Raw genomic sequence first — 24,684 nt, 5'->3', positions numbered from 1 at the left:
TAGTCGATTTATCATTTTTTTCAAATCGGGAACGGGATAGTCAACGTGGATATCTTTTGCTTGAGCGCATGAAGTTGTTTTGAGGTTTCTGTTTCTTGAAAAAATAAAAAACGACCATTCACCACTTTATTGACAAAAAAAGCGGTTCCTAAGGTTAATATCAACACAACAAGATTGCCTAATAATTCTTTATACCCTCGGTGCTCCTCCAATAGAAATCTGGCTTTATCAATGGCCGCCAAGGCTTGGAATTGATAATCCAAATACGTTATTTTTTTTTCTTCAAAATACAAAAGATCTAATTTTTTTAAATCTGAAACCAGTGTATTGGCACTCTTTGCAGCCAAGAAAAATCCACGATTTACTAAATCATCGACTTTATAAAATAAATGATCTAATTGAAATTCAATATCCACATACGTTAAAAAAGAATCACTCACCTGGGTTCGATAATTGGAGTAGGTGAAATCTTTTAATGTTTTACTTTTTGAAAAAAAAAATTCTATTTCTCGTAATTTTATAACTGAATTAAAATCAGCGATTGACTGAAACTGAATCGCTTCTAATTGTTTAATCCCTTCTGTCAGATCGTCTATACTGTGAGTTACTTCATAAAAAATTTTAAATGGAGATAATTCTCTTTTCGTTTTAATGTCTATTAAATGATTTAAAAGGAGCGCCAGCGATCGCCTTATGATTTCATTTTTTTCATCCATTTCTTTATGCATAATGACTATTTCCTGTTAAATTTTAAATGATTACATGGAATGTTTTAAAGATTCTATTTTTTCATCTATCCTTGCTCATTCACGAGTTAGGGTATACCGTGTTAACGGGGGATGCAACACAACCGCGTTTCTAGACGAACACGGTCCTATCCGTTGCGTTATAGTGCGATCCTTAGAAAACCTGTGCGTGATATAACTAACCTATCAATCCGAACGGATTTGTTCGCCGCCAGAAACCATCATTCATAAAACATCAACCGCTAGAACCCTCGAAAACATCCCTGTTTTCTCAATCCAAAACGATTCACGTTACAAAAAATCAGTTTAATGATTCCACTTCCCCTAAAAAGAGAAATTCTCTACACACATCCACTTTAACGCAACCAGAAACGTACAACCTATCGAATAAAAACAAAAAAACTTGTATTTTTAGATTTTATGACGAGAAAATTTCTAAAAAATCCTATGCCTCAGTTTTCTTCGGATAAGAAATTCAATAAAACGATTCAAAAAATACAAAGGCAAAAAGATAAGATCAACACGGATGTTTTTAAACACAATAACCTTAAACAGTAAAAAGTATCGCTCTACTTTCGTTCTGTTAAAAATAATTAAGAATAACGCGTTTAATTAGGTTGCAGTGCGGTGCGTTTAATGTTCTCTAGCGTTGAGGATAAAACTTTAGAAATATCACAGAATTGACCGCTTTTTATCTTTTTCAGCAACTCAGTCTGCAGCGCAATGCTATCAAAATCTACCTTAACTTCTATTTTTTTTAAATGCGCTTCAAATTCAGTGACGATATTCAACGCATAAGCTTGCGCATCTAAATCAGAAATAGAATCGTCTTTTTGAAAAAAATTTAACGTTGTACCCTTTTTTTTTCTTATCAGTAAATCAATCAGAGGAAGCACGCTAGGAATACTTATCAAATTATGAGGAATAAATTCTCGTGTCGTATTAAAATAACCATGCTCACACGTAGCCGGATTTAAAAATCCAATTAAATTTGAACATTCAGATAGATTTGCTTTTTCTTGAAAAGTATTTGAAATGAATTGTGTTTCTAAGCCTAAATTCATTCGAATAGGTTGGTTTTTTTTTATTCTTGGTTTTAAATGTTTTTCAAAACGCGTATTGTGAGCACTCATTGAGAAAGCTACGTTATCCTTTTGTTTCTTTTCGGTTATGAGATGCTTTATTTTTTCATAATGACGATGTGTCGGAGAGAGCTGATCCAATGGTGTATTTCCCTTATTATTTTTTATATGACTATTTGCATGCTGTTCTAAAAGATAGGTGACCATTTTTAACGATAAATTTTCATCGCTGATAATCATCGCAAAGTGTAACGCCGTATTTCCTTCACTACCCTGTGTATTTAAATTGACCATGCTATGTTCAACAAGATAATGCACCACATCCATCGCGTGACTTAGAATAGCCACCTGTAAAGGGGTATTGCCTTCATTATTTTTTGCCTCGATATCTGCGCCATGCGTCAGTAAAATTTGTATCGAATTTACATAATTGGTAATCCCCGCCGTGTGTAATGGTGTATTGCCGAGCTGATCAGTACTATTTACATCGGCACCTCTTTCCACTAAATAAATGACAAGTTCTGTATAACCAAACCAAATAGCAACATGGAGAGGCGTACGACCATAGCGATCTTTACATTTTAAATCCCTATTTTCTTCTTCAACCAAAAAAGTAATCACATTTAAGTGATAGTTTTTGATTGCCTCTAATAGGCTGAGATTTAATTTTTTTCCTTTAAAAAAATAACGAATAGTGGCAACGCTTCCATTATCTAAAATACTGTTTAAAAAAGTCTTTCCGACATTATTTTCAATGCCTGTATCAGCCCCCTGTTCCATTAAATAATTTATCAATTCAATATAGTCATTAAAAGCCGCGACATGTAATGCGGTATTTCCATGGTTATCCTGCGCATTGATATCCGCGTCTTGTTCTATCAGATAACGAACAACGTCCTCATTATTCCTTGACACCGATAAATGTAACGGTGTGTTCCCTAAATTATCGCTTATTTCGCTCGTGGCATTTTTTTTTATCAGATATTTCACAATGTCTAAATGGCCATTGCGAGCCGCCTCATGTAACGGTGTACTCCCTGAATCATTGTTTGCTTCAATCGTTGCATTTTTTCCTATTAGATACTTGACAATGTCTAAATGGCCATTGCGAGCCGCCTCATGTAACGGTGTACTTCCTGAATCATTGTTTGCTTCAATCGTTGCATTTTTTCCTATTAGATACTTGACCATGTCTAAATGGCCATTGCGAGAAGCGACATAAAGGGGGGTCACACCCATTTTATTTTTCGTCTCTACATGAACGCCATGATCGATCAGAAATACAACAATCCGTAAGAAATTATTTCTAGTGGCTAAATGAAGCGGAGTATCGCCGTAGTTGTCTTTTATTTCTAAATTGACATTCTTCTTCGTAAGATAATTAACCATATCAAAATAGCCATTTTGAGAAGCCCAATGTAAAGGTGTTCTGCCGAATTGATCACTCAGTTCTAAACGGATTCCTTTTTTTGCAAGATGATCGATTATCCCTATTTCACCATGGGCGGCTGAAAAATGGAGTATTTGTTCATAGAGCGCTTCACATTTTAATGTGAATTTAATCGCTGTTTCCTTTACCAAAAATTCCATTAAATTTATATTATTGTCCACAATACTGATTTGTAAGGGAGTGTAAGATTTTATATTCACTGCCGTTAAGTCAGCTCCTGCATTAATGAGAGATTTTACAGATTCTAAATCGTCCATCAGTACTGCGTAATGTAAAGCAGTATTACCGTCATTATCTTTCGTTTCCAAATCTATTTTCTTTTCTAAAAAAAAGTTTACTAAATCGGAATAACCATCGTGAATTGCATTATGGAGTAATGTACTGTTATTCGCATCTTTTATTGCTAGATTAGCGCCGTTTTCGACTAAGCACTTTACCAGTACTAAATCTCCTTTTAATGTCGCTATTTGCAAAGGAGAGAGATGACTTGGCATTTTCAAATCGAGCTTAACTTTTTTACTCAGTAAAAAACTGACAATATCCGTATAACCGAATAAAGTCGCGTAAAAAAGAGGTGTATTGTGTTGCTTATCGAGGCTATCTAAGTAAGCGCCTTTTTCTACTAAATAACGAACCATATTTAAATGACCATATTGAATCGCATAATACAAGGCTGTTTCCCCTGTAACGGTCATCTTATTCACATCCATCCCTTTATTAATGAGATATTCCGCTACCGCCAAATTATTTTTCTGAGCCGCATAATGTAATGGCGTAAGGCCCGTATAGAATTCATCTAAATAAGCTCCATTTTTTACTAAATATTTTACTAACTTTAAATGTCCATATTTGACCGCATAATTTAAGGGGGTATCGCCTTGGCTATTGAATATGTTTAAATCAACACCTCTTTCAAATAGCATATCAACAATGTCAACGTGACCGTATTGAACAGCGATATGTAAAGGGGTATTACCCATCATTCTTTCTTTAATTTCCAAATAGGAGCCTTTTGTTATTAAAAATTTTACGATAGGGGAATAACCATAATAAACGGCAAGGTATAAGGGAGTCATTCCCCGAAAATTTCTAACATTTACCGAAACACCCGCTTCTACAAAAAATTTTACTGCGTCTAAACAGCCGTGTCTTATGGCTCTAAAAATATTATTGATCATTAAATTTCTATTAACCAACTGAGAATGACATAGTCTCGATTTCCTACGAAAATAAATGAAATGAGTTTGGTTTGATCGAATGAAAAATTTATTTTTTAGCAGCATTGCCTTCTCCCTGGATAATCATCTTAATTTATAAACCATTAAATCAAACATTAAATTTTTATTTTTTTAATGCAGTCGATCGAATTAAAACAGACATTTTAAATTAAAGTTTCTCAATAAACAAACTGTAAAATAGATCAAGAAATGCAGTATTATATCGACGACACTGCATATCCTGTAGAATAGAAATGATTCAGACTCTCAAAGGTATTTAATCCTATGTCGAACCCTTTAAACGCAAAAAATACGCACACAAGTGATGCATTTGAGTATACATGCCCTATGCATCCAGAAATTATTCGTCATCAACCGGGGAGCTGTCCCATTTGTGGTATGTCTTTAGAGCTTCGGTCACCCTCTCCCCAAATAGCCAAACCCATTCAAACCGAATTAAACGATTTAACACAACGATTTTGGTGGAGCGTCCTTTTCACACTGCCCATTTTATTTTTAACAATGGGTTCGCATATCCCTGGAATCAAAGACGTTATCGCCGCTATTCCAGTGCCGTTTTCTGCGGGACTCCAATTTGTTTTAACCACGATAGTCATCGCCTGGTGCGGTTATCCACTGCTAAAAAAAGCATGGCTTTCTATCACTCAGCGTCATTTGAATATGTTTACCTTGATTGGTTTAAGTGTCAGCATTGCTTATGGATATAGCGTCATTGCTTTGTTTTTCCCCAATCTTTTTCCGACTACTTTTTTGGAAAATGGCTCCATTCATTTCTATTTTGAAACAGCCAGTGTGATCATAACGCTTGTCCTCATGGGACAGGTTTTAGAAACAAAAGGACGTGAACAAACCGGCAGTGCGTTGCGGTCTTTGCTTGATTTATCCCCAAAAACCGCTCGACGAATACAGGGTCAAACCGAAACTGAAATTCCTTTCGATGAAATTCACATCAATGACACACTCCGTGTACGGCCCGGTGAAAAAATCCCTACCGATGGTGAAGTGATTCAAGGTCATAGTTCAGTTAACGAATCGATGATTACGGGTGAATCCATCCCGATTGAAAAGCAAGCGGGTGCATCCGTCATCGGTGGCACTTTAAATTTGTCTGGAAGTCTTATTATGCGCGCTAAACAGGTGGGAAAAGAAACACTGCTCGCTCAAATTGTCCAATTAGTTTCTGAAGCACAACGATCAAAAGCACCCATTTCAAAGCTTGTTGATCGAATTTCCAGTTATTTTGTACCTGGTGTCTTAGTCATTGCAGCACTTACTTTTATGATATGGTCAATTTGGGGTCCCAGCATGACCGATGGTTTAATCGCTTCCATTTCGGTATTAATTATCGCTTGTCCGTGCGCCTTAGGTTTAGCAACACCGATGTCTATTACGGTTGGAATGGGACGAGGCGCAAAAGCAGGAATTTTGATTAAAAATGCGGACAGTCTCGAACGTTTTGAAAAAGTTAATGTGCTGGTCGTTGATAAAACAGGCACATTAACCCGTGGAAAACCCGCGGTGAATCATATTATTCCACATAAAAATTTTACTCACAATGAAATACTACGACTCGCTGCCAGCTTAGAAGTGGCCAGTGAACATCCGCTTGCCAATGCGTTCATTGACGCTGCCCAAAAAAATCAGCTTGATTTAGAAGAAATTGAACATTTTTCCGCTGAAATCGGTCAAGGTATTCGAGGGATTTGGAAAGGTAAACAACTTGCTTTAGGTAATGCTACACTTTGTAATACACTGAACGTCTCAATAGCACCTTTAAAAGAAAAAGCGTTGCAATTCGCTAAAAAAGGTGAAACGGTCATGTATTTCATCGTTGAAAATCAGCTCGCAGGACTTATCAGTGTTGTTGATCCCATTAAAAACTCAACTGCATCCGCATTAAAAAATTTAAAAAATCTGGGTTTAAAGATTGTTATGGTAACCGGTGATAATCAAACAACCGCTCAGGCGGTTGCTAAAAAATTAGCTATCCAAGACCTAAAAGCGGAGGTATTGCCTTCTGAAAAAGGCAAAATTGTGAAACAATTACAAAAAAAAGGGAATATCGTTGCCATGGCAGGCGATGGCATCAATGATGCACCTGCCCTCGCTCAAGCAGACATTGGTATCGCCATGGGCACTGGCACGGATGTAGCCATCCAAAATGCAGATGTTACTTTGGTCAAAGGTAATTTAATAGGAATCGCCCGCGCAAAACAACTCAGCAGCCATGTGATGAAAAACATCCGTGAAAATTTATTCTTAGCATTTATTTACAATAGTCTTTGTATCCCTATCGCCGCAGGCATTTTTTACCCCTGGAATGGTCATTTGCTTGATCCCATGTTCAGTGCGCTCGCCATGAGTTTAAGCTCGCTTTCAGTTGTCGGAAATTCCCTACGGTTACGCACATCAAAAATTTATCCGTAAAAAATAACGTCGAATCTCCCTCTCATTACAATTTTTTACTCACTTCTGAAAAGACATGGATATCAAATTTTTTTAATTCTCGTAAATAACTTTCGAGTGAAATGAATTGGGTGCAGGATAATGCTCCAGTTTCAACCATTTCATCTTGTATTATTTTTTTTGCTAAAAGTACCGCTGGAATCGTTGGAACATAAAGACCGTCACCATTTTTAGCAATCATAAACCATTTAATGCTTTTATAATAACCTTCATAATCTTTACCGGAGATCAGCATATGCATGCCACCATCGTCACTACCCAAAGACTTAAAATAACCACTCCACTTTAATAATCGTTTTGCATGTTTTTCTAATTTCATTGGAAATTTTAAACGAATTAACCACGATAAAGCCCATAAACCAAAGTGTTCAATACGACTTTCGACACCCGTAGAAAACCGAATTGATTTAATCGGAAAAAAAGCCGGCAATAAATCGAGATCAGTCACATCGCAGTTTGCCATCCAACGTTTTCCGAGGAGTGGATAGTTTTGACGATATAAATCTTGCCATCCATAAACTTTTTTAGTGGCTCCACAAAAATCTTCTAATCGACGTCCTACCTGGCTTAAAATAGATTTTAAGGTAGCCAGTCCTCTTTCCGTTTTTTGGCCCAGTGAAATCCCATAAATTAAGGAATCTATCGTTTTAAATTCATCTTTATAATAATTCAAAACGGCTGATGATAAACACGGCAATGTACTCGCACCGGTGATCGCCACACAATGTTTTTTGACGGCTTCTTCTTCTAAAGCCGAAAATTCATTCACATACTCTCGGGCATTGGCTAAATCGATGTAATTTATCCCCAAAAGAACACAATTGACGGCCGCTGCAAAATCAGCGGTTTGATAAGGTCCAGTGGCATTAATCACTAATAAGGGTCTCCATCTGAGTAATTCTTGTGATAATTTCGATTTAAAATCAAAACAAGCAACATCAATAGAGAAATGAGCGGCTACTTTAGAAAGTTGTTTTTTTAAAATTAATAATTTTTCTTCATTACGCCCTGTAATAATGATAGCAATATTTTTTTCCACTAAACCTTTTGCTATTTTTTTACCCAGCGTTCCTGTCGCTCCTAAAATTAAAACTTTACACTCTTCATCCGGCTGCATGCGTTAATATCCCTCTTATTTTTAAATTCAAAACAGTCATTAAGATTTTATTATATCTCTATTTTTTGAAAAAACTTAAAATTTTTTTAATCTAAATCTTTTCCTCCTTTTTGAAAAAAAACTTTCCATTTTTAGAGTTCTTTATCGTTGATAAGCCACTAAAATTGTAACATGTTTTTTAAATTTTTCATGATGAGATTTGATCAATCATTGATAAGCCAGAAACAGCAAAAAAATAAATTATTAAATGATTTCAAAAATAAATTATTTTTTAAGCTTTATTTTTTAATTTAATATGATAATCTACGTTGTGTTAAGACCGGTCAATAATTTTTTTCCGATACGTATAAAGGTATGGCGCATCAGAAAAAGCTGCCAGCGTGTCCCTTGTAATTGGCGCCATAACGCCGCTGATCGAACACCTGCCAGTAATGCAGCACGGATCCTGTTAATCGTTTCAGCGTGTGTTAAGTATTTTCCTTGTCCAATAATATGCAACCGAAACGAAAGTGTTCCCAATGTCGTCACATAGATATCGGCTAAGCCATTGATGATAAGTTGAGGCGAAGCTGAAAAATAATTAGCCTGAGAAATAGCATGCTTAATCCGTCGACCTAAATTTTTTTTAATTTCTGGTGATCGAAAGAGTTTGCGTTCAAGATGCATTAAACCAATTAAATAATGCATTAATTCGCGATCCTGTTTGATTTTAGTAGCGGTCAGCAAATCGACCAATGCTTGCAAACCTAAACGTAACCCTTGAATCGTTCCTCCATAGACGTGTTCCACCGATTTCACATCAATGGTATAGATACTTTGAATACTGGTATCAAAGGCAAGCTTTTCAACCTTTCCCGTTCTTGCTAAATCGCGAACTAATGCGGCCGACTGAAAAATACCAGCCAATGCTAAGCTTCGTTCAATATTTTTTTTTTCGTTGATGTGCATGACGCGTTAATAAGTAAAAAGATAAGCTTAACGTAGTTTCAAGGTCGCTAACCCAAAGAGTACCAAGATAAATGTAATAATCCAAAACCTTACAATAATTCTGGGTTCTGGCCAACCCTTTAATTCAAAATGATGATGAATAGGCGCCATACGGAAAATCCGTTTACCCGTTAACTTAAAAGAAGCCACTTGCAACATCACCGAAACCGTTTCTAACACAAAAACACCGCCCATAATCAGTAGTACAAATTCTTCTCTCACCACAACGGCAATACAGCCTAAAGCAGCACCTAAACCTAAAGCACCCACATCACCCATAAATACTTGCGCGGGATAGGTGTTAAACCATAAAAAACCCAATCCTGCACCGACAATTGCACCACAAATAACCACCATTTCACCCGCACCCGGAACAAAAGGGATCGCTAAATATTTAGCATAGGCTATGTTTCCGGTGAGATAGGCAAAAATACCTAACCCACTTCCGACTAATACCGTCGGCATAATCGCTAAACCATCCAAGCCATCGGTTAAGTTAACGGCGTTACTGCTGCCCACAATAACAATATAGGCCCAAGGAATATAAAATATTCCCAAGGGAATCAGTAAGTTTTTAAAAAAAGGAACCACGAGTTGGGTTTCTATGGGTAATTTCGCATTGATATAAAGTAATGTAACGATTGTCAAACCCACGACAGATTGCCAAAAATATTTCCAACGAGGAATTAATCCTTTACTATTTTTTAACGTTAATTTTAAATAATCGTCTGCAAATCCAATGAAACCAAACCCTACAATGCCTAATAACACGAGCCAAATCATATGATTATTCAGATTCGCCCATAGTAAGGTTGTCATCACAATCGCAATTAAAATTAAAGCCCCCCCCATGGTTGGTGTACCCGCTTTACTGAAATGGGTTTGTGGACCATCCTCACGAATGGATTGACCAATCTGCCGGTGACTTAATGTGCGGATCATTCTGGGCGCCAACAACAGTGAAATAAGAAACGCTGTTAACGTTGCTAAAATAGCTCTTAATGTTAAATATTGAAAAACATGAAAAGCACGATAATAATTTGATAGAAAAACAGTTAACCATAACAACATGTGTTTCGTTCTCTTAAAAAAAATAAAAAATAATCGTCTCTAACGTTATCATCCACATATTATTAATCCATTAAAGCAGCCGCTACTTTCTCCATTTGTGCATTGCGTGAACCTTTAATTAAAATAGTCACGTTTTTTTGTACATCGGGTTTTAACGCTAAAATCAATTTTTGATGATTTGAATAGTGTTTGCCATGGGCACCAAACGCTTTGGCTGTTTCTTCACTTAAATCACCACAAGTATAGACTTTATCGATCGTTAACGCTTTTGCTAATTCTCCCATTTGACGATGATAGGCACCCGCACTTTTACCCAACTCACTCATATCACCCAGAACCAAAATTCGCAGGCCTTTGTAATGTGCTAACAATTTTAAGGCCGCCGCCACTGAACTCGGATTCGCATTATAGCTGTCATCAATCAATGTCGCGCCTGTTTTTGTTGTGCGATTGATCACTCTCCCGGATAAGGGTTGCATTTTTTCTAAGCCGGATTGAATAACAGAGAATTCCACACCCACTTGACGCGCGACCGCCGCGGCCGCTAATGCATTCATGACGTGATGTTGTCCCGATAAATTTAAGCGAATGATGATTTCCTCTCCGGAAGAAACCAATAAAAAAGTAGGTCTTCCCGTTTTATCCAGCTGGATCTGACGCGCATAAAAATCACAGTTTTGAGTTAAACCAAAATTCACACGCCGATACTGAGCGCTGGCTTTTTCCAATATATCCCTATGATTATCCGCAGCGTTAAGGATAGCCACGCCCTTTTGAGCTAACCCTGAAAAAATCTCTGCTTTAGCCTCGGCAACGCGCAAAATGGACCCAAATCCTTGTAAATGAGCAGGACCTATATTCGTGATTAACGCAATATCAGGTTGTGTAATATGCGTTAAATAGTCAATTTCTCCGGCGTGATTGGCACCCATTTCAATAACCGCATAACGATGCTCCGCCGTTAAATGAAGTAACGTTAACGGTAATCCAATCGCATTATTAAAATTTTTAAAATTAGCCAGTACCGGCCCCATTTCCGCCAAAATAGAACGAATCATTTCTCGCGTTGTGGTTTTCCCGCAACTTCCGGTTAAGCCAATAATAGGAATAGAAAACTGACGCCGATGGTGCTTCGCAAGTTCACCGAGCGCTTTCCGCGTATCCTCCACGAGAACTAAAGGTAAATCCGTTTCTATCACCTCTTCCACAACAGCCGCCGCTGCACCATGCTGCTGAGCCTCACCAACATAGTGATGGCCATCATACTGTTTACCACGAAGCGCTATAAAAAGTTCATGCGGTTTTATAGAACGCGAATCCACGCTTATCCCCTTGTAATGAGCGTCTGCACCGAGCAGTGTTCCTTTCAGCCTGCTTGCAAGCGTTGATAATTTCACTTCGTTAACCCTAAAAAGGTAAGTATAGTAATCGATAGTTATCGATATTGCACGGGTAACACGAAATCTTATTTTGGAAATAAAAAATTACTGATTTAAAAAATGTTGAACTTCAACGGCATCATCAAAAGGATAGTTGATTCCATGAATCGACTGATAGGACTCGTGTCCTTTTCCTGCGATTAAAACAATATCCGAAGGTTGAGCGGCTTTCAGTGCATAGGCTATCGCTTTTTTCCGTTCAGGTTCATAATAAATCGCTTTGTTTCCCTTAAAACCTTGTCGAATATCTTGAAAAATTTGAAACGGATCTTCATAACGAGGATTATCATTTGTTACAATAATATGATCCGCCCCTTCTTCCGCGATAGCTGCCATCAGGGGTCGTTTTCCTTTATCGCGATCGCCGCCACAACCAAATAAACAATAGAGTTGCCCTCGACAATGCGACCTTAACGCCTGCAAAACCTGCTGTAGCGCATCGGGTGTATGCGCGTAATCCACAACAACGATTGCTTTTCCTTTCACTCGAAAAGTTTGCATGCGTCCTTTAGCGCTTTTTAATCGCGATAAAACTTGCGAAATTTCGGCCAAAGAAAAATGTAAGCTTTTCAGCACTGTTAATACTAACAACAAATTACTTAAATTAAACGCGCCCATTAAAAACTGATTTTCAATAAATACGTCTCCCCAGGGCGTATCAATTTCTGCCTGTAGTCCCTGTTGATTAAAATCAAATTTTTTTACCGTGACCTGTGGAATATGTGACCAACGCGCTTGAGGACGTTTTAACGAATAAGTAGAGATAGGGAGTTGTTTCTCAAACTCAGTTAACCATAATTGTGCGTAAGGATCATCGGCATTTAAAACAATGTGTTGGACACCGGGTAATTCAAAAAAAGAGCGCTTGGCCTTTGCATAAGCATCCATTGTTTTATGATAGTCTAAGTGATCACGCGTCAAATTAGTCAATGCGGCGACCGAAAATTCAGTTCCATTTAAACGCTTTTGAGCCAATCTGTGCGAGGAAACTTCCATAACAACCGTTTGTGCGTGTTGAGCGCGAAAAGCTGCGAGTAATTGTTGTAGTTCGATGGCATCCGGTGTCGTTAATTGAGCGCGTTTTAAATGACCATAAAAACCGTTGCCTAAGGTGCCGATAACACCACACGATCGTTGTAACTTTTGCAAGCTATCTGCCAAAAAATGGGTACACGATGTTTTACCATTCGTACCAGTTATTCCGATAACGGGTAGATAGCGACTCGGATAACCATAAAATCGTGCAGCAAGTGATCCTAACTGTGATGTTAAATGGTGCAACGCTATTATAGGAATAGAGGATGATTTTAAATGTATCGTATAATTTTCGTCGGGTTCCACTAAAATAGCTGCTGCACCTTTTTTAATGGCATCCTTAATAAAATAGCGTCCATCACTTTTTAAACCTTTATAAGCAAAGAATAGATCACCGGGCTTTATCTGCCGACTATCTTGACAGAGTCCTTTAATAATAGGATCAGTTGCTATTGAAATATTCATTCCGCGTAATAATTGGCTCAAATGCATAAAACGGACTCATCGGATCATGGATTAATTCAATCCGCATCAAAACAAGAGTAGTTTATAACACGTTCGCTTGCCTCATCGTTAAAAACCCTTTATTATAAATAATAATGATTCTCATTTAAAATCGTGATGGCCCACTCTTTAATACCGCTCACCAAGCTGCATCCAGGACAATCCGCTAAGATAGTCAAATACAGTGCTGATATCTCACCTTCTTATCGAAAATTATTACAACATTTAGGCATAACACCCCGAGTGACCATTACTTTAATACGGCGTGCTCCACTGGGAGATCCTCTACAACTTCAACTCTTAGGAAGCCAATTTAGTTTAAGGGCTACTGAAGCCTGTCATATTTATGTCGAATATTCAAACTAATTTAAATACTTATGGCTAAAAATAAGATCATTGCATTAGCAGGCAATCCCAATTGTGGTAAAACGGTTATTTTTAACGCACTAACTGGTTCCCGACAACAGGTTGGAAATTGGGCAGGCGTGACTATCGAACAAAAAATTGGTTTTTTTACAGTGGGATCACAAACCTATGAAATGGTTGATCTTCCGGGCACTTATTCTTTAAGTGTTGTTGAAGATTGTGCAATAGATGAGCGTATTGCGTGTCATTATCTTCTTTATCACCATCCTGACCTTATCATTAATGTCGTAGACGCGAGCAATCTGGAACGTCATCTGTATTTAACAGCGCAATTACTTGAAATGCAAATACCGCTTATTATCGCACTCAATATGACAGATATTGCTAAACGACGGGGTATACACATCAATATTCAATATCTGAGTCGATTATTAACGTGTCCTATTATCCCTTTAATTGCCATTCGTGACATCGGAATGACTGAATTGCGTCAAGCGTTGACTATACCCCTTTCAATACAGTCCACGTTACCTTATCCTTTTGATCCTTTACTGCAAAATGCTTTGGAAACACTGAAGAAAACATTACCCCCCCACAAAGTACCACCTCAGTGGTTGGCGTGTCGGTTATTAGAAGGTGATGCAATCGCTTGTCTTTACGTTACAAAAGAAGAACATATTTTTGCACAATCTTTGATACAACAAATCAAAGCAGAATGTGGCGAAGAAGTGGATTTGCTGATAGCCGATGCGCGTTACACCTGGATACAATCAATACTCAAAAAAAGCATAGGCCAACAATCTGGAGAAACACTCACATCACGCATTGATAAAATTATTTTGAACCGATGGTTAGGCATTCCTATCTTTCTGCTCATGATGTACACGCTGTTTTTATTTTCGATTAATATCGGTGGCGCTTTTCAGGATTTTTTTGATATCAGTAGTACAGCATTGTTTGTACACGGCAGCTTTTCTCTCCTCACTTCATTGCATTTACCCGCTTGGTTCATTGCATTCATTGCGAATGGTTTAGGAAAAGGTATTAATACAACGTTGAGTTTTACTCCTGTCATCGGAGCAATGTTTTTATTTTTATCCTTATTAGAAGATTCAGGTTATATGGCACGCGCGGCCTTTGTCATTGATAAATTAATGGCCACTATTGGTTTACCTGGGAAAGCCTTTGTTCCGTTAATGATTGGATTTGGCTGTAATGTACCGACCATCATGGCCACACGCACCTTGACCTCGCAACGCGATCGTATCTTAACGGTGATGATGGCACCCTTCATGTCCTGCGGTGCTCGACTCACTGTCTATACTTTATTTGTTGCTGCTTTTTTTCCACATGGCGGTGCATTCATTATTTTTTCACTCTATGGAATCGGACTACTTGCAGCCATTTTCACCGGTTTATTATTACGTTCAACCTGCTTAAAAACACAAAATACACCGATCGTATTCGAATTACCGACTTATCATTGGCCGCACTGGCGTAGCATCTTTCAAACCACCTGGCATCGTTTAAAACTTTTTTTATTGAAAGCCGGTCGTTTTATTATACCTATTTGTATGTTGGTCGGTTTTTTCAATACTATTAATACCCATGGAAAACTCATTCGTAATGATACCCGTTCCTCTTCTTTGCTATCCACTATTGGAAAAACGTTTACACCGCTTTTTGCACCGATGGGCATACAAAAAAATAATTGGCCTGCGACCGTTGGCTTAGTCACCGGTTTACTCGCGAAAGAAGTTGTTGTTGGAACCTTAAATACGCTCTATTCCCAAGCAACTCAACTCACAGAACAAGCCGAATCACACTCATTAAAGGAGGAACTAAAAACGGCAGTGCGCTCCATTCCTAAAAATCTACAGAATTTAAGCAAAACATTAACCAATCCCCTGTCACTTAAAGCGCAAACGCCTCGCGTTACGCGAGGCGTTTATGGTGTGATGTCACATTATTTTGCGAACAAGATCAGTGCATTTTCTTATTTACTGTTTATTTTGCTCTATTTTCCCTGTATTTCAACCATGGCTGTCATCAAACGCGAAATCGGAAACGCGTGGGCCTATTTTTCGATGGCATGGTGCACCGGAATCGCTTATGCGATTGCGACTTTATTTTATCAAACAGCGACGTTTAATCAACATCCTCTCACCACACTTTTATGGTATCTCAGTCTGTCTATTCTGCTCATAGCCACCTATATTTTCTTATCAAAAACCCCCTCCATTAAACCCATTTCACCGAGAAAATGCGCATGATGAGCTTACTTGCTGTAAAAAAATTTATTGCTGAAAAAAAAACAGTGAATCTATCGCTTATTCTCGAGACGTTTGGAACTCAAAAAAAAGAAACGCTAGCCATTCTCAATGTGCTTATTCGTAAAGGTTATATCAAACAAAATATAAAACATCCGAATTGTGCAAAGACATGTTTTCATTGTGCGCCCGAATCCTCTGCGTTATACCACGTTGTAGAACCCGATTAACTCGAAATATATCCTCGTTACCTACGCGAAATAAATTCCTGTAGCGTTTCTTTTATCTTCACGAATGAATAACGCCGTTGTAACAGTTCACTTAATGTTTGCCGCCATTGTTTTGTACCCACTACACCATGAAATAAACCCAATAAGGGTTGAATTAAATGCGCCAAATTTTCACCGGACTTTAGTGCTTTTTCAAGATAGGGTAAGTACTGTAAAATAATTGAAAAACGGTGAGGAACAATAAACCTATCTTGTGGGCTGATAAGCGCATCGAGTTGAGCAAACAAATAGGGATTATACCAAGCAGCACGACCTATCATTACCGCATCAACGTGTTGCAACTGTTGATATGCCCTCTTTAAACAGGTTATTCCGCCGTTTAAAACAATCGTTAAGTGTGGAAAATCACGCTTAATCTGGTAAACCCACGGATAATTGAGCGGCGGAATTTCACGATTTTCTTTAGGGCTTACGCCGTGTAACCATGCTTTTCGGGCGTGAATGATAAAGGTGTCACACCCTGCCAAACTAACCTGTCGAATAAATGAGGCTAAATAATCATAACTTTCGTCATTATCAACGCCTATTCGCGTTTTGACCGTAACTGGTAATCGAACAACTGCTTTCATTGCTGCAATTGCGTCAGCAACTCGGTTTGGTTCTTTCAGTAATACAACACCGAAACCACCGGATTGAACTTTTTCACTGGGACAACCGACATTAAGATTAATCTCTGAATAACCATAGGATTCGACAATTTTAGCGGCTTTGGAAAGATCGGAAGCAATACCTCCTCCTAATTGGATAGCTAACGCTTTTTCATTTGCATCAACCGTTAATAGCCGTTCTCGCGCGGGACTTTTTAAAATAGCCTGTGCAGTGAACATTTCAGTATAGAGCTGTGCTTTTTTACAAATGAGACGGAAAAAATAATGATAATGACGTGTAGTCCACCCCAACATGGGCGCAACCATCAATGAATGTGCGTGTTTTTTCTGCGGTTTTAGCATGCTTTTATTCTAAAAAGGGACTTTCCTCTTCATTTTTTATATGATATAAGCCTATTTTACAACAATAACAATTGGAGTTTCATCATGAAATTAAGACAAACATTCACCATCGGTCTAATGAGTGTGGTTTTTGCGCTCCCTGTTATCGCCGCAGAATCAAGAATGGACCTCAATCAAGCCAAGGGCTTATCTTCTACAGCAACTCCATCTCAGAAAGAAGCCACTCCGCTTAAAAAAACACACAAAAGAAATTTCTTCGCGAAAATGATTGAATCGAAACAGCCAAAAGAAAAAGGTAAACGAGGTGAGCTCAACGCAGCTTCTCAAACCATGGAGAACGGACCAACAGAAAAAGGATCAATTGAACTTTAATTTATCATCCAACTTATTATGTTGTTGCTAAAAAGGCCGAATCTCGGTCTTTTTAGCAGTCGTTTTTATACAATCTTCAAGTTCTCAATAATTAATTGCAGAGTTTTTCGACCTTGGTAGTAATTAATATCCAAGCGGTAGCACGCCGTAATATATTCAGCACGATGATTAGGCCAATGCGGGTTGACATTAAATGCAATAGCTTCAATGGGCTTGTTATTTCCTTTCTGCGTGGTTAATACCATTTTTAAATGTTTATCGCCCACTAAACGTTGAGTTAATACCCGAAAACAACCTTCAAACACGGGCTCTGGAAAATCTTGACCCCAAGGACCGGACTGATAACGTATTAATTCAGCAAATTCTATATGAAGCGCTTCCTGTGTTAATTCACCATCGGTGTAAATGGCGGGAAGACAATCCGTCTGGCACTGTTGCTCACATTCCTGTTGGAAAAGCTGAGAAAACGCATCAAAGGACTCTTTTTTTAAACTCAACCCCGCTGCCATCGCATGTCCACCAAACTTAGTCATTAAGTGAGGATAACGCAATGCAAGATTTGCTAGTAAATCACGAATATGCACGCCGCGAATGGATCGCGCTGAGCCTTTTAACTCATTGGTTTGATGGCCATCTGCAAAAATGATCGTGGGTCGATGCAAACGTTCGGATAATCGGGAGGCGAGCAAACCAATAACACCTTGATGCCAGCGACTATCGTATAAGCAAATTCCTTTTTTTAACGATTTTTTTTTAATTATTTTTTCCAAAATAATAAACGCCTCGTGCTTCATGGTGTTTTCTATTTTACGACGCTCTTCATTCAATTGGCTAAGTTGCAACGCATAGTCATACGCGCGATTAAAATCCGTTTCAAGCAAACACGCGATACCCAGAGACATATCGGCTAATCGTCCTGCTGCATTTAAACGGGGTGCAATCGTAAATGATAAATCACTGGCAACCAGATATTCCTTCTCACATTTGGCCAACGTGAGCAACGCATAAATACCCGGTCGTGCTTTACCTTTTTTAATCCATTGTAAACCTTGACTCACCAGTATACGATTATTTCGATCAAAACTGACTAAATCCGCTACCGTCCCCAAAGCAACCAAATCCAGAAATTGCCCCATGTTCGGTAATGCACATTTCATTTTTTCAAACCACGCGTGGCAGCGTAAATACTGTCTCAAGGCTAACATCACATAAAAAATAACGCCAACGCCAGCTAAATGCTTACTTGGAAATTGATCACCCTGCTGTTGCGGATTCACTATTGCATCCGCGCACGGTAGACTCTCTGCTGGCAAATGATGATCAGTAATTACCACTTTTAATCCAGCCGCTTTTGCAGCGATAACGCCATCATGACTTGAAATACCATTATCGACAGTAATAATCAGGTCTGGTTTTTTAGTCTGTAAAGCGAGCTCAACGATTTCCGGTGTCAAACCATAACCATATTCAAAACGATTAGGCACTAAAAAATCGACGTGCTGCGCGCCAAACTGGCGTAGCGCATTGACGGCTAATGCACTGCTCGTTGCGCCATCACTATCAAAATCGCCAACAACAAGCAGACGTTGCTGCTGCATTAAGGCCTCACCCAAACACTTTGCCGCTTCTTCAATACCGGTCAATGACTGATAATGGAGTAAATGTTGCAATTGGTAATCTAATTCCGCTTTGGATTTTATACCTCGTGCCGCATAGATCCGTTGCAAAACAGGATGTAAACCACTTAAGTTTTCAACCCCATTAAATTCACGACGTAAAACAGCTTTGTTCATGATTTGAGATTCATCCCCACTTCAGCGAACCCTCCCGAAGGAACAGCCTATCAAAAGGTGAAAATCTTGAATAAATGATGATATTGCGGTATCAATAAGACTTTTTGAGCATTATAATCTAACGTCAATCATTTTAACGAGATAGTCCCATTATGGAATTAACCCTCGATACCGGCAAAGGCCACTATCACATTCGTGCTTATGGCAACAATTTCATTCAGATTAACGAACAAAAATTTTCACAGAGTCTTGTCGTCACGCCGCATCGGTTAATCTACCCTTTTCCACCTCAACGGCGTGCTGATTGCAACTCAGCACATCTACACACCATTATTGAATTAAACCCCAGTATTGTCGTATTCGGTAGTGATGAAAACTTATTTCCTGATCCCCATTTAGTCAATCTATTTTATCGCCACAACATAGGCTTAGAGGTCATGACCTTTGCTGCCGCATGCCGAACTTACACCGTTCTGATGTCAGAAGAACGTCATGTCGTCGCTGTTTTATTGCTTACTGAATGAATTTTTAAATTTTAAAACGAGAAAGACCTACTCAATTGTCTCCATGCGATCAATCCACCCATCATGATGGTCTTGGCATGGCCGTTGTATAATCGACCTGCTTTGTTAGGTGCGCTAAGGTCGATAATGAAAACAGGGGGCCATAATGATTCATACCGTTATCAAACTTCACGACGTGCAACGGATCATTTTTTAAAACATCAACATTATCTTTTTCCTGTTTCAATGCATGGTTTACTTGAGTTAAACTCTCGACAGATAATTGAAGTGCATCATCAATTTTTGTATCCAGCTGATTCAATTGTTTTTCTAATTTCTCCAATTCTGTAATGTTTTTTTTAAGCGTGGAATAATGTCTATCCTCTGCTTTTGCCTTTACCTCGCTAAAACTATGACGCATCCTCCAATAAATAGGATATCCCAGCGTATTTAGCAGAACAAGTCCCAAAACAATCAAGCTCAAGCCAATACTCACTCCAATAGCCCCCACTGACAAAATAGGCGCTAAAAAGATAGAATAGGACAGCATCTGTATCATCAATAAAGTCATTGCAGATAAAGTAATTCCTATACACGAAAAGATTGCGGAATAACGAAAAATTTTATCCCAAATCTGTTTTTCCTTTTGTTGTCTCACATGCGCTGGATGGCTGTTTATTTGCTGTTTAAACCGTTTTATTTGATCCTTTAAGCTTAATTCAGAAAATGTCGCTTTTTCCTGAAACGACAGTGTAGGTAAAAAAGAGCTAATAGCACTCGCTAATTGAATATCTCTTTTTGCCGATAAAACCTCATTTTTAAACGCTAATTTTTTTAAAGTCATTAATACACGTTGGCATTGATCATAGGCTTTATTTTGATTTTTTATTTTTTCAGAATTAAATACATTCCGTATGCCTAAATAAACGTTATACAAAGGTAGCACAATAAAGGGAAGACTCAATGATGAGAGCAATCCAGCCTCAACAATAATAATCGATAACGCTGTTCCAAGTAACGCAACAGCACACCATCCACTTGAAAAAATAATAATTCCACTGAGCGAAAGAAGTGTTGAAAGGGCATAAAAAAGCGCTTTATTTTTTTCGGTTTTTTCTTTTTGTGCATAAACCGATGAAGTTTTTAATTGAACGTCTAGTTCTTTAATCCTTTGAACCAATTTTCTGTCACGATCAATTTTCTTTTGTCGTTTCAAGGAAGGCAACATAACATCTACAGGTTGAAAATTTCATCTCGAAGATAATAACACAAACCGATTCGATTGTTTTTATTTTTTTATACTTTTTCAAAACCGAACCTACGTCCTTTGTTCATATTGCGTTAAGTTTTATTTTTTATAGTATTTATTTTAACAAAAAATAATAAAAATGCATTATGCGACTATTCGAAGCTGGTCTTTTGCGAGTGAAACCACTTCACGCGTGCCGATTGATTTCTATATCGATTTCACAGAGCGTGCTAAAAAAAACCCCTCTCTTGAACATGCAGTGCGTCAAGCGGCGAATCGTTTAAATCAAATTCTTTTTCCACACTTTCAATTCAAAGTAAGCCTAAAAACGGCTTCTATTCAAAAAACACGTCATATTCGCGTTCATGATGAAGGATGTAATGCTCGCTTAGGTGCTCAGCAGCATCATGGAAATAAATATGGATATCTTTCCTGCTTTATTGGTGGTGGATGGCGAGGCTATTGGAAAACACATAATGTCGATTCCATTATTCATGAGCTTTTTCATACGCTTGGACGATTCCATGAGCACCGGCAAGCCGATTCCCCCATTCTTATACAAAATTTTTCTAAACACCAATTATCTTCTGAAAATTTTTTAGAGTTCTATGATCCCTTTAGCCTCATGCACTACTCATCAAGTTTAATCAACGCGGTCATCGGGAAAAGCGAAATAAGACCCCAAACGACGGTTATAAAAAGCTTAATGGATCAGGGTTATCCCAAAAAATTAGCCTTGGATTATTATGATGCTTTACGAGGACTTAATGAGAACCATTGTAATTGGGATGCCTTTAATCTTGGTTTTGGTTTGTTAACGCGACGAGATTTCACAACGCTCCGTAAAACAGCATGTATTATTGACGAGACATGGTGCGATTTTGAAAGCCCTATTCCTCTTTTTGCATTCACGAGTCAACCGAAGATCAGCTATCATTATTTATTAAAATTAACGAAAATTTTTGTTCATTCTCATTATCAAAACGAAAAACTTATTGTTGGCGCAGCACATAAAACAGTGGAAATCCAATCGAACCAATGCTACATCATCCATCTTATCCATTTTTTTCAGGTTTATCCTAAAACGGGTATCCATTGTGACGTGATAACACCACTCCTCAAGCAATCGATTGCAACGTTTTCACCGTTAAATTTTCTTAGAAAAACAAACAACAGCTGCATTTTAAAGATAGAAAAAGAGGGGATTAATCCCTGGGCTTCATCCTCGATTCAAAGCCACATTATCTTTTATTTAAACAAGGCGAATGTATCCCGTACGTTGCAATGGAAGCCTCTGTTAACCAATCGAACGGCACATGATGCATCCGCCGCACAGTGTATTTCTATTCCAAATCATTTTTTTCAGACCGTATTCAATAAAACAACAATGCCTTTCCTTCATTCAGAAACGGTGTCGGGTTCTTATTTAAATTTTTATGAAAGAAATAAATATTTCTTTCGACTCGGTTTCAATGCAATTCCTTTTTTTATATTCGGTTTTATCACTGGGATCACGCGTCATGCCGAATGGATTATTTTTTTCAATGACAAGGAAACCTTTTCTAAAACCAGGCGTCATCTTAAGCATTTAGCTCAATGGGCCATTTCTTTTATGCACGTCGGTCTATCCAGCTACGCCTTGTATCAGCATATTATTGAAGAAAATGCACGACAATTATTAATTCCTTTCCTGAATGAAAACAGACAGTTATTCCAAACGGCCGATCTGATGGACAGGCTGAATAATCATGAATCGTGTTTAACCTTACTGCTTCCGTACGGAATCAATACAACCATCCTACTCCTCTCGGCGCACGTGAAGCCTATCCACCAACACCCGATGACTCAATGGGGCTTTACACAAAGTTTATCGCTTCTCGCGGCTTGCCTTATCAATCATGCGAACACCTATAGTCATCTTGAATTAGTTATTGGCATTAGTTTATACCTCGGAGGGACACGCTTAGGTTACTGCTTAACCGCAACCTGTTTGCTCTTTTTTAAAAAATTAGAACCTTACGTATCACTTTGCTGCTCTCATCGGGGAGGCCCCCATCAGACAGAGGGAACCCCATCCATTCAGAGAGAACAAGAAATAAAACCGCGCTGCACGAAAGCCCTAAAATCAACAACTTCGGTCATAACCGCAATGAATCAGGCATGGAATACAGTGACATTTTCAAAATTCACGAAAGCCCTCTCACGGACGGCGTGGATTTCTTTTTTCACGCTCAAAACTGAAAAAAACACGCCAACAAAAGACGCAGACGCTGAAATGCACGCAATGAATCCGGCAGAGAATCGACCTTAAAACACACAGCCAAGGAGCTTGTAGGGCATTTTGATGGACCATTCATTAAAAAGGATAAACGAAAAAGTCAATTTAATTTAAATTTTTTTCACGCCACTGTGTTTTTATTGTTTTTATTTTTCGGTATAGTGCGTGTGCACGTATTCCTCTACAATATGCTGGAATTGTTGGAGCATATCATCTCCTCTTAATGTCGCTACTTTACGTCCATCGGCAAAAACGGGAGCAATCGGACGCTCGCCAGTACCCGGTAAACTAATGCCAATGTTAGCATGCTTGCTTTCACCCGGTCCGTTCACAATACACCCCATCACCGCCAAAGAAAGCTTCTCAACCCCTTTATATTTTTTTGACCATGTTGGCATACGCGTTTCAACATACGATTCAACGTGATGAGCCAATTCCTGAAAGTAACGACTTGTCGTACGCCCACAGCCCGGACAGGCAGACACAGACGGTTTAAACGCACGTAAACCCAACGATTGTAAAATCTGTTGGCAGACCCGCACTTCACGTCGTCTATCACCACCAGGCTCTGGAGTTAATGACGCACGAATCGTATCCCCTATCCCTTCTTGTAATAAAACGGCAAAAGCGGCTGTCGTTGCTATTATTCCGTTCGATCCCATTCCTGCTTCTGTTAAACCTAAATGGAGAGCATAGGGACAACGTGTAGCGAGATCACGATGAATGGTTATTAAATCGGGTACGCGGCTGACTTTACAGGATAAGACGATTCGATGAGCAGGCAACCCCATTTTTTCCGCGCATTGAGCACTGGACAAGGCAGACAGTATTAAAGTTTCTCGCAAGACTTCTGCAACAGGACGTGGATGTTTCAATTGAGCATTTTTATCCATCTGACGCGCGCTGAGATCCTGATCTAAACTCCCCCAATTCACGCCTATTCGCACGGGCTTATTGTAGGTCAATGCAATATCTATCATCCGTTTAAATTGCACATCGCGTTTTTCACCGTAACCGACATTTCCTGGATTAATACGGTATTTATCGAGCGCTTCTGCACAGGCTGGATCATTCTGCAAAAGACGGTGACCATTGTAATGAAAATCCCCAATTATCGGCACAAAGTAGCCTGATTCACGGACTTTATCACGAATAAAAGGAACTTGTTTTGCAGCGTGTGCGGTATTGACTGTTATTCGAACTAATTCCGAACCGGCTTCGGCTAACGCTATAATTTGTTGGGCTGTCGCTTCAGCATCCTCTGTATCGGTATTGGTCATCGATTGAATAACGACAGCAGCCCCTCCCCCCAATCTCACCGACCCCACTTGAACAGGCGTGCTCATACGCCGTATAATCGAGGTTGCAGGCTCGGATTCAGTCATAAATTTCCTTTATTTTTAAAAAGGCGGATGAAAATAAGAATCTTTTGCGGTATACTTTAGCACATTATGAAGTCAAGTGTACCTATTAAAACA

General features: G+C 38.6%; 18 protein-coding genes. 7 read left to right on the top strand and 11 right to left on the bottom strand.

What is annotated here, in order from left to right; genetic code table 11:
- Positions 1-20: 20 nt before the first annotated feature.
- Together RICGR_RS02435 and RICGR_RS02430 are read right to left on the bottom strand one after the other, a co-directional pair.
- The gene (locus RICGR_RS02435; RefSeq protein WP_006035300.1) at positions 21-728 is read right to left on the bottom strand and encodes a hypothetical protein; all 708 of its coding nucleotides are present in this window, start codon (positions 726-728) and stop codon (positions 21-23) included.
- A 626-nt stretch (positions 729-1,354) separates the two neighbouring features.
- Positions 1,355-4,456: an ankyrin repeat domain-containing protein gene (locus RICGR_RS02430; protein ID WP_040615120.1), complete on the bottom strand. Its 3,102-nt coding sequence runs from the start codon at positions 4,454-4,456 to the stop codon at positions 1,355-1,357.
- A 324-nt stretch (positions 4,457-4,780) separates the two neighbouring features.
- Here RICGR_RS02430 and RICGR_RS02425 point away from each other — a divergent pair, with 324 nt between their 5' ends.
- Positions 4,781-6,943: a copper-transporting P-type ATPase gene (locus RICGR_RS02425; RefSeq protein WP_006034872.1), complete on the top strand. Its 2,163-nt coding sequence runs from the start codon at positions 4,781-4,783 to the stop codon at positions 6,941-6,943.
- A 25-nt stretch (positions 6,944-6,968) separates the two neighbouring features.
- On the opposite strand, the gene RICGR_RS02420 is transcribed toward RICGR_RS02425, so the two are convergent.
- The 5 genes from RICGR_RS02420 to RICGR_RS02400 all read right to left on the bottom strand — a co-directional run bounded on the left by RICGR_RS02420 (position 6,969) and on the right by RICGR_RS02400 (position 13,123).
- The gene (locus RICGR_RS02420; RefSeq protein WP_006035722.1) at positions 6,969-8,099 is read right to left on the bottom strand and encodes a saccharopine dehydrogenase family protein; all 1,131 of its coding nucleotides are present in this window, start codon (positions 8,097-8,099) and stop codon (positions 6,969-6,971) included.
- A gap of 303 nt (positions 8,100-8,402) precedes the next feature.
- Entirely contained in the window at positions 8,403-9,047 is a 645-nt protein-coding gene (gene hflD, locus RICGR_RS02415) for a high frequency lysogenization protein HflD (protein WP_006035522.1), read from the bottom strand.
- Between the two features lie 27 nt (positions 9,048-9,074).
- Entirely contained in the window at positions 9,075-10,157 is a 1,083-nt protein-coding gene (mraY, locus tag RICGR_RS02410) for a phospho-N-acetylmuramoyl-pentapeptide-transferase (RefSeq protein ID WP_006035409.1), read from the bottom strand.
- Between the two features lie 62 nt (positions 10,158-10,219).
- Entirely contained in the window at positions 10,220-11,554 is a 1,335-nt protein-coding gene (locus tag RICGR_RS02405; protein WP_006035873.1) for a UDP-N-acetylmuramoyl-tripeptide--D-alanyl-D-alanine ligase, read from the bottom strand.
- 87 nt (positions 11,555-11,641) lie between these two features.
- Positions 11,642-13,123 carry a UDP-N-acetylmuramoyl-L-alanyl-D-glutamate--2,6-diaminopimelate ligase gene (locus tag RICGR_RS02400; protein WP_006034815.1) on the bottom strand — a complete coding sequence of 494 codons (1,482 nt, stop codon included), beginning with the start codon at positions 13,121-13,123 and terminating at the stop codon, positions 11,642-11,644.
- 129 nt (positions 13,124-13,252) lie between these two features.
- Here RICGR_RS02400 and RICGR_RS02395 point away from each other — a divergent pair, with 129 nt between their 5' ends.
- Genes RICGR_RS02395 through RICGR_RS02385 form a run of 3 tightly spaced genes read left to right on the top strand, consistent with a single transcriptional unit; the run spans position 13,253 to position 16,001 of the window.
- Positions 13,253-13,501 carry a FeoA family protein gene (locus tag RICGR_RS02395; RefSeq protein ID WP_050763982.1) on the top strand — a complete coding sequence of 83 codons (249 nt, stop codon included), beginning with the start codon at positions 13,253-13,255 and terminating at the stop codon, positions 13,499-13,501.
- A gap of 11 nt (positions 13,502-13,512) precedes the next feature.
- On the top strand, positions 13,513-15,774 hold the full coding sequence (gene feoB, locus RICGR_RS02390) for a Fe(2+) transporter permease subunit FeoB (protein WP_006035434.1): 2,262 nt from the start codon (positions 13,513-13,515) through the stop codon (positions 15,772-15,774).
- Positions 15,771-16,001: a FeoC-like transcriptional regulator gene (locus RICGR_RS02385; protein ID WP_240992195.1), complete on the top strand. Its 231-nt coding sequence runs from the start codon at positions 15,771-15,773 to the stop codon at positions 15,999-16,001. The genes feoB and RICGR_RS02385 overlap by 4 nt, the downstream gene beginning before the upstream one ends.
- A 17-nt stretch (positions 16,002-16,018) precedes the next feature.
- On the opposite strand, the gene dusA is transcribed toward RICGR_RS02385, so the two are convergent.
- Positions 16,019-17,011 carry a tRNA dihydrouridine(20/20a) synthase DusA gene (dusA, locus tag RICGR_RS02380; RefSeq protein WP_006035915.1) on the bottom strand — a complete coding sequence of 331 codons (993 nt, stop codon included), beginning with the start codon at positions 17,009-17,011 and terminating at the stop codon, positions 16,019-16,021.
- An 84-nt stretch (positions 17,012-17,095) separates the two neighbouring features.
- On the opposite strand from dusA, the gene RICGR_RS02375 reads away from it, so the two are divergent.
- Complete coding sequence (locus RICGR_RS02375; RefSeq protein WP_006035149.1) at positions 17,096-17,383, top strand: hypothetical protein; 288 nt, start codon at positions 17,096-17,098, stop codon at positions 17,381-17,383.
- 65 nt (positions 17,384-17,448) lie between these two features.
- Here the strand turns inward: RICGR_RS02375 and recJ are convergent, their stop codons facing one another.
- On the bottom strand, positions 17,449-19,176 hold the full coding sequence (gene recJ, locus RICGR_RS02370; RefSeq protein ID WP_006035761.1) for a single-stranded-DNA-specific exonuclease RecJ: 1,728 nt from the start codon (positions 19,174-19,176) through the stop codon (positions 17,449-17,451).
- Between the two features lie 152 nt (positions 19,177-19,328).
- Between recJ and RICGR_RS02365 the strand changes: the two genes are divergently transcribed.
- Entirely contained in the window at positions 19,329-19,700 is a 372-nt protein-coding gene (locus RICGR_RS02365) for an Mth938-like domain-containing protein (RefSeq protein WP_006035386.1), read from the top strand.
- A gap of 61 nt (positions 19,701-19,761) precedes the next feature.
- On the opposite strand, the gene RICGR_RS02360 is transcribed toward RICGR_RS02365, so the two are convergent.
- On the bottom strand, positions 19,762-20,907 hold the full coding sequence (locus tag RICGR_RS02360; protein WP_006034943.1) for a hypothetical protein: 1,146 nt from the start codon (positions 20,905-20,907) through the stop codon (positions 19,762-19,764).
- A gap of 160 nt (positions 20,908-21,067) precedes the next feature.
- Here RICGR_RS02360 and RICGR_RS02355 point away from each other — a divergent pair, with 160 nt between their 5' ends.
- On the top strand, positions 21,068-23,239 hold the full coding sequence (locus RICGR_RS02355; protein ID WP_006035976.1) for a zinc metalloprotease: 2,172 nt from the start codon (positions 21,068-21,070) through the stop codon (positions 23,237-23,239).
- A 113-nt stretch (positions 23,240-23,352) separates the two neighbouring features.
- Here RICGR_RS02355 and ispG read toward each other — a convergent pair whose 3' ends face one another.
- On the bottom strand, positions 23,353-24,591 hold the full coding sequence (gene ispG, locus RICGR_RS02350; protein ID WP_006035778.1) for a flavodoxin-dependent (E)-4-hydroxy-3-methylbut-2-enyl-diphosphate synthase: 1,239 nt from the start codon (positions 24,589-24,591) through the stop codon (positions 23,353-23,355).
- Positions 24,592-24,684 lie beyond the last annotated feature (93 nt).

The sequence above is a fragment of the Rickettsiella grylli genome, from assembly GCF_000168295.1.
GTDB lineage: Bacteria > Pseudomonadota > Gammaproteobacteria > Diplorickettsiales > Diplorickettsiaceae > Aquirickettsiella > Aquirickettsiella grylli.
The sequence above is the reverse complement of the archived record's forward strand: the minus strand, read 5'-3'. Positions and strand labels throughout refer to the sequence as shown.

Coding starts and splice junctions, on each gene's coding strand:
- dusA (WP_006035915.1), bottom strand. CDS start 17,011: ATGCTAAAACCGCAGAAAAAACACGCACATTCATTGATGGTTGCGCCC.
- RICGR_RS02365 (WP_006035386.1), top strand. CDS start 19,329: ATGGAATTAACCCTCGATACCGGCAAAGGCCACTATCACATTCGTGCT.
- RICGR_RS02435 (WP_006035300.1), bottom strand. CDS start 728: ATGCATAAAGAAATGGATGAAAAAAATGAAATCATAAGGCGATCGCTG.
- RICGR_RS02355 (WP_006035976.1), top strand. CDS start 21,068: ATGCATTATGCGACTATTCGAAGCTGGTCTTTTGCGAGTGAAACCACT.
- hflD (WP_006035522.1), bottom strand. CDS start 9,047: ATGCACATCAACGAAAAAAAAAATATTGAACGAAGCTTAGCATTGGCT.
- recJ (WP_006035761.1), bottom strand. CDS start 19,176: ATGAACAAAGCTGTTTTACGTCGTGAATTTAATGGGGTTGAAAACTTA.
- RICGR_RS02395 (WP_050763982.1), top strand. CDS start 13,253: ATGGCCCACTCTTTAATACCGCTCACCAAGCTGCATCCAGGACAATCC.
- RICGR_RS02425 (WP_006034872.1), top strand. CDS start 4,781: ATGTCGAACCCTTTAAACGCAAAAAATACGCACACAAGTGATGCATTT.
- feoB (WP_006035434.1), top strand. CDS start 13,513: ATGGCTAAAAATAAGATCATTGCATTAGCAGGCAATCCCAATTGTGGT.
- mraY (WP_006035409.1), bottom strand. CDS start 10,157: ATGTTGTTATGGTTAACTGTTTTTCTATCAAATTATTATCGTGCTTTT.
- RICGR_RS02375 (WP_006035149.1), top strand. CDS start 17,096: ATGAAATTAAGACAAACATTCACCATCGGTCTAATGAGTGTGGTTTTT.
- RICGR_RS02430 (WP_040615120.1), bottom strand. CDS start 4,456: ATGATCAATAATATTTTTAGAGCCATAAGACACGGCTGTTTAGACGCA.
- RICGR_RS02360 (WP_006034943.1), bottom strand. CDS start 20,907: ATGTTGCCTTCCTTGAAACGACAAAAGAAAATTGATCGTGACAGAAAA.
- ispG (WP_006035778.1), bottom strand. CDS start 24,591: ATGACTGAATCCGAGCCTGCAACCTCGATTATACGGCGTATGAGCACG.
- RICGR_RS02400 (WP_006034815.1), bottom strand. CDS start 13,123: ATGCATTTGAGCCAATTATTACGCGGAATGAATATTTCAATAGCAACT.
- RICGR_RS02420 (WP_006035722.1), bottom strand. CDS start 8,099: ATGCAGCCGGATGAAGAGTGTAAAGTTTTAATTTTAGGAGCGACAGGA.
- RICGR_RS02385 (WP_240992195.1), top strand. CDS start 15,771: ATGATGAGCTTACTTGCTGTAAAAAAATTTATTGCTGAAAAAAAAACA.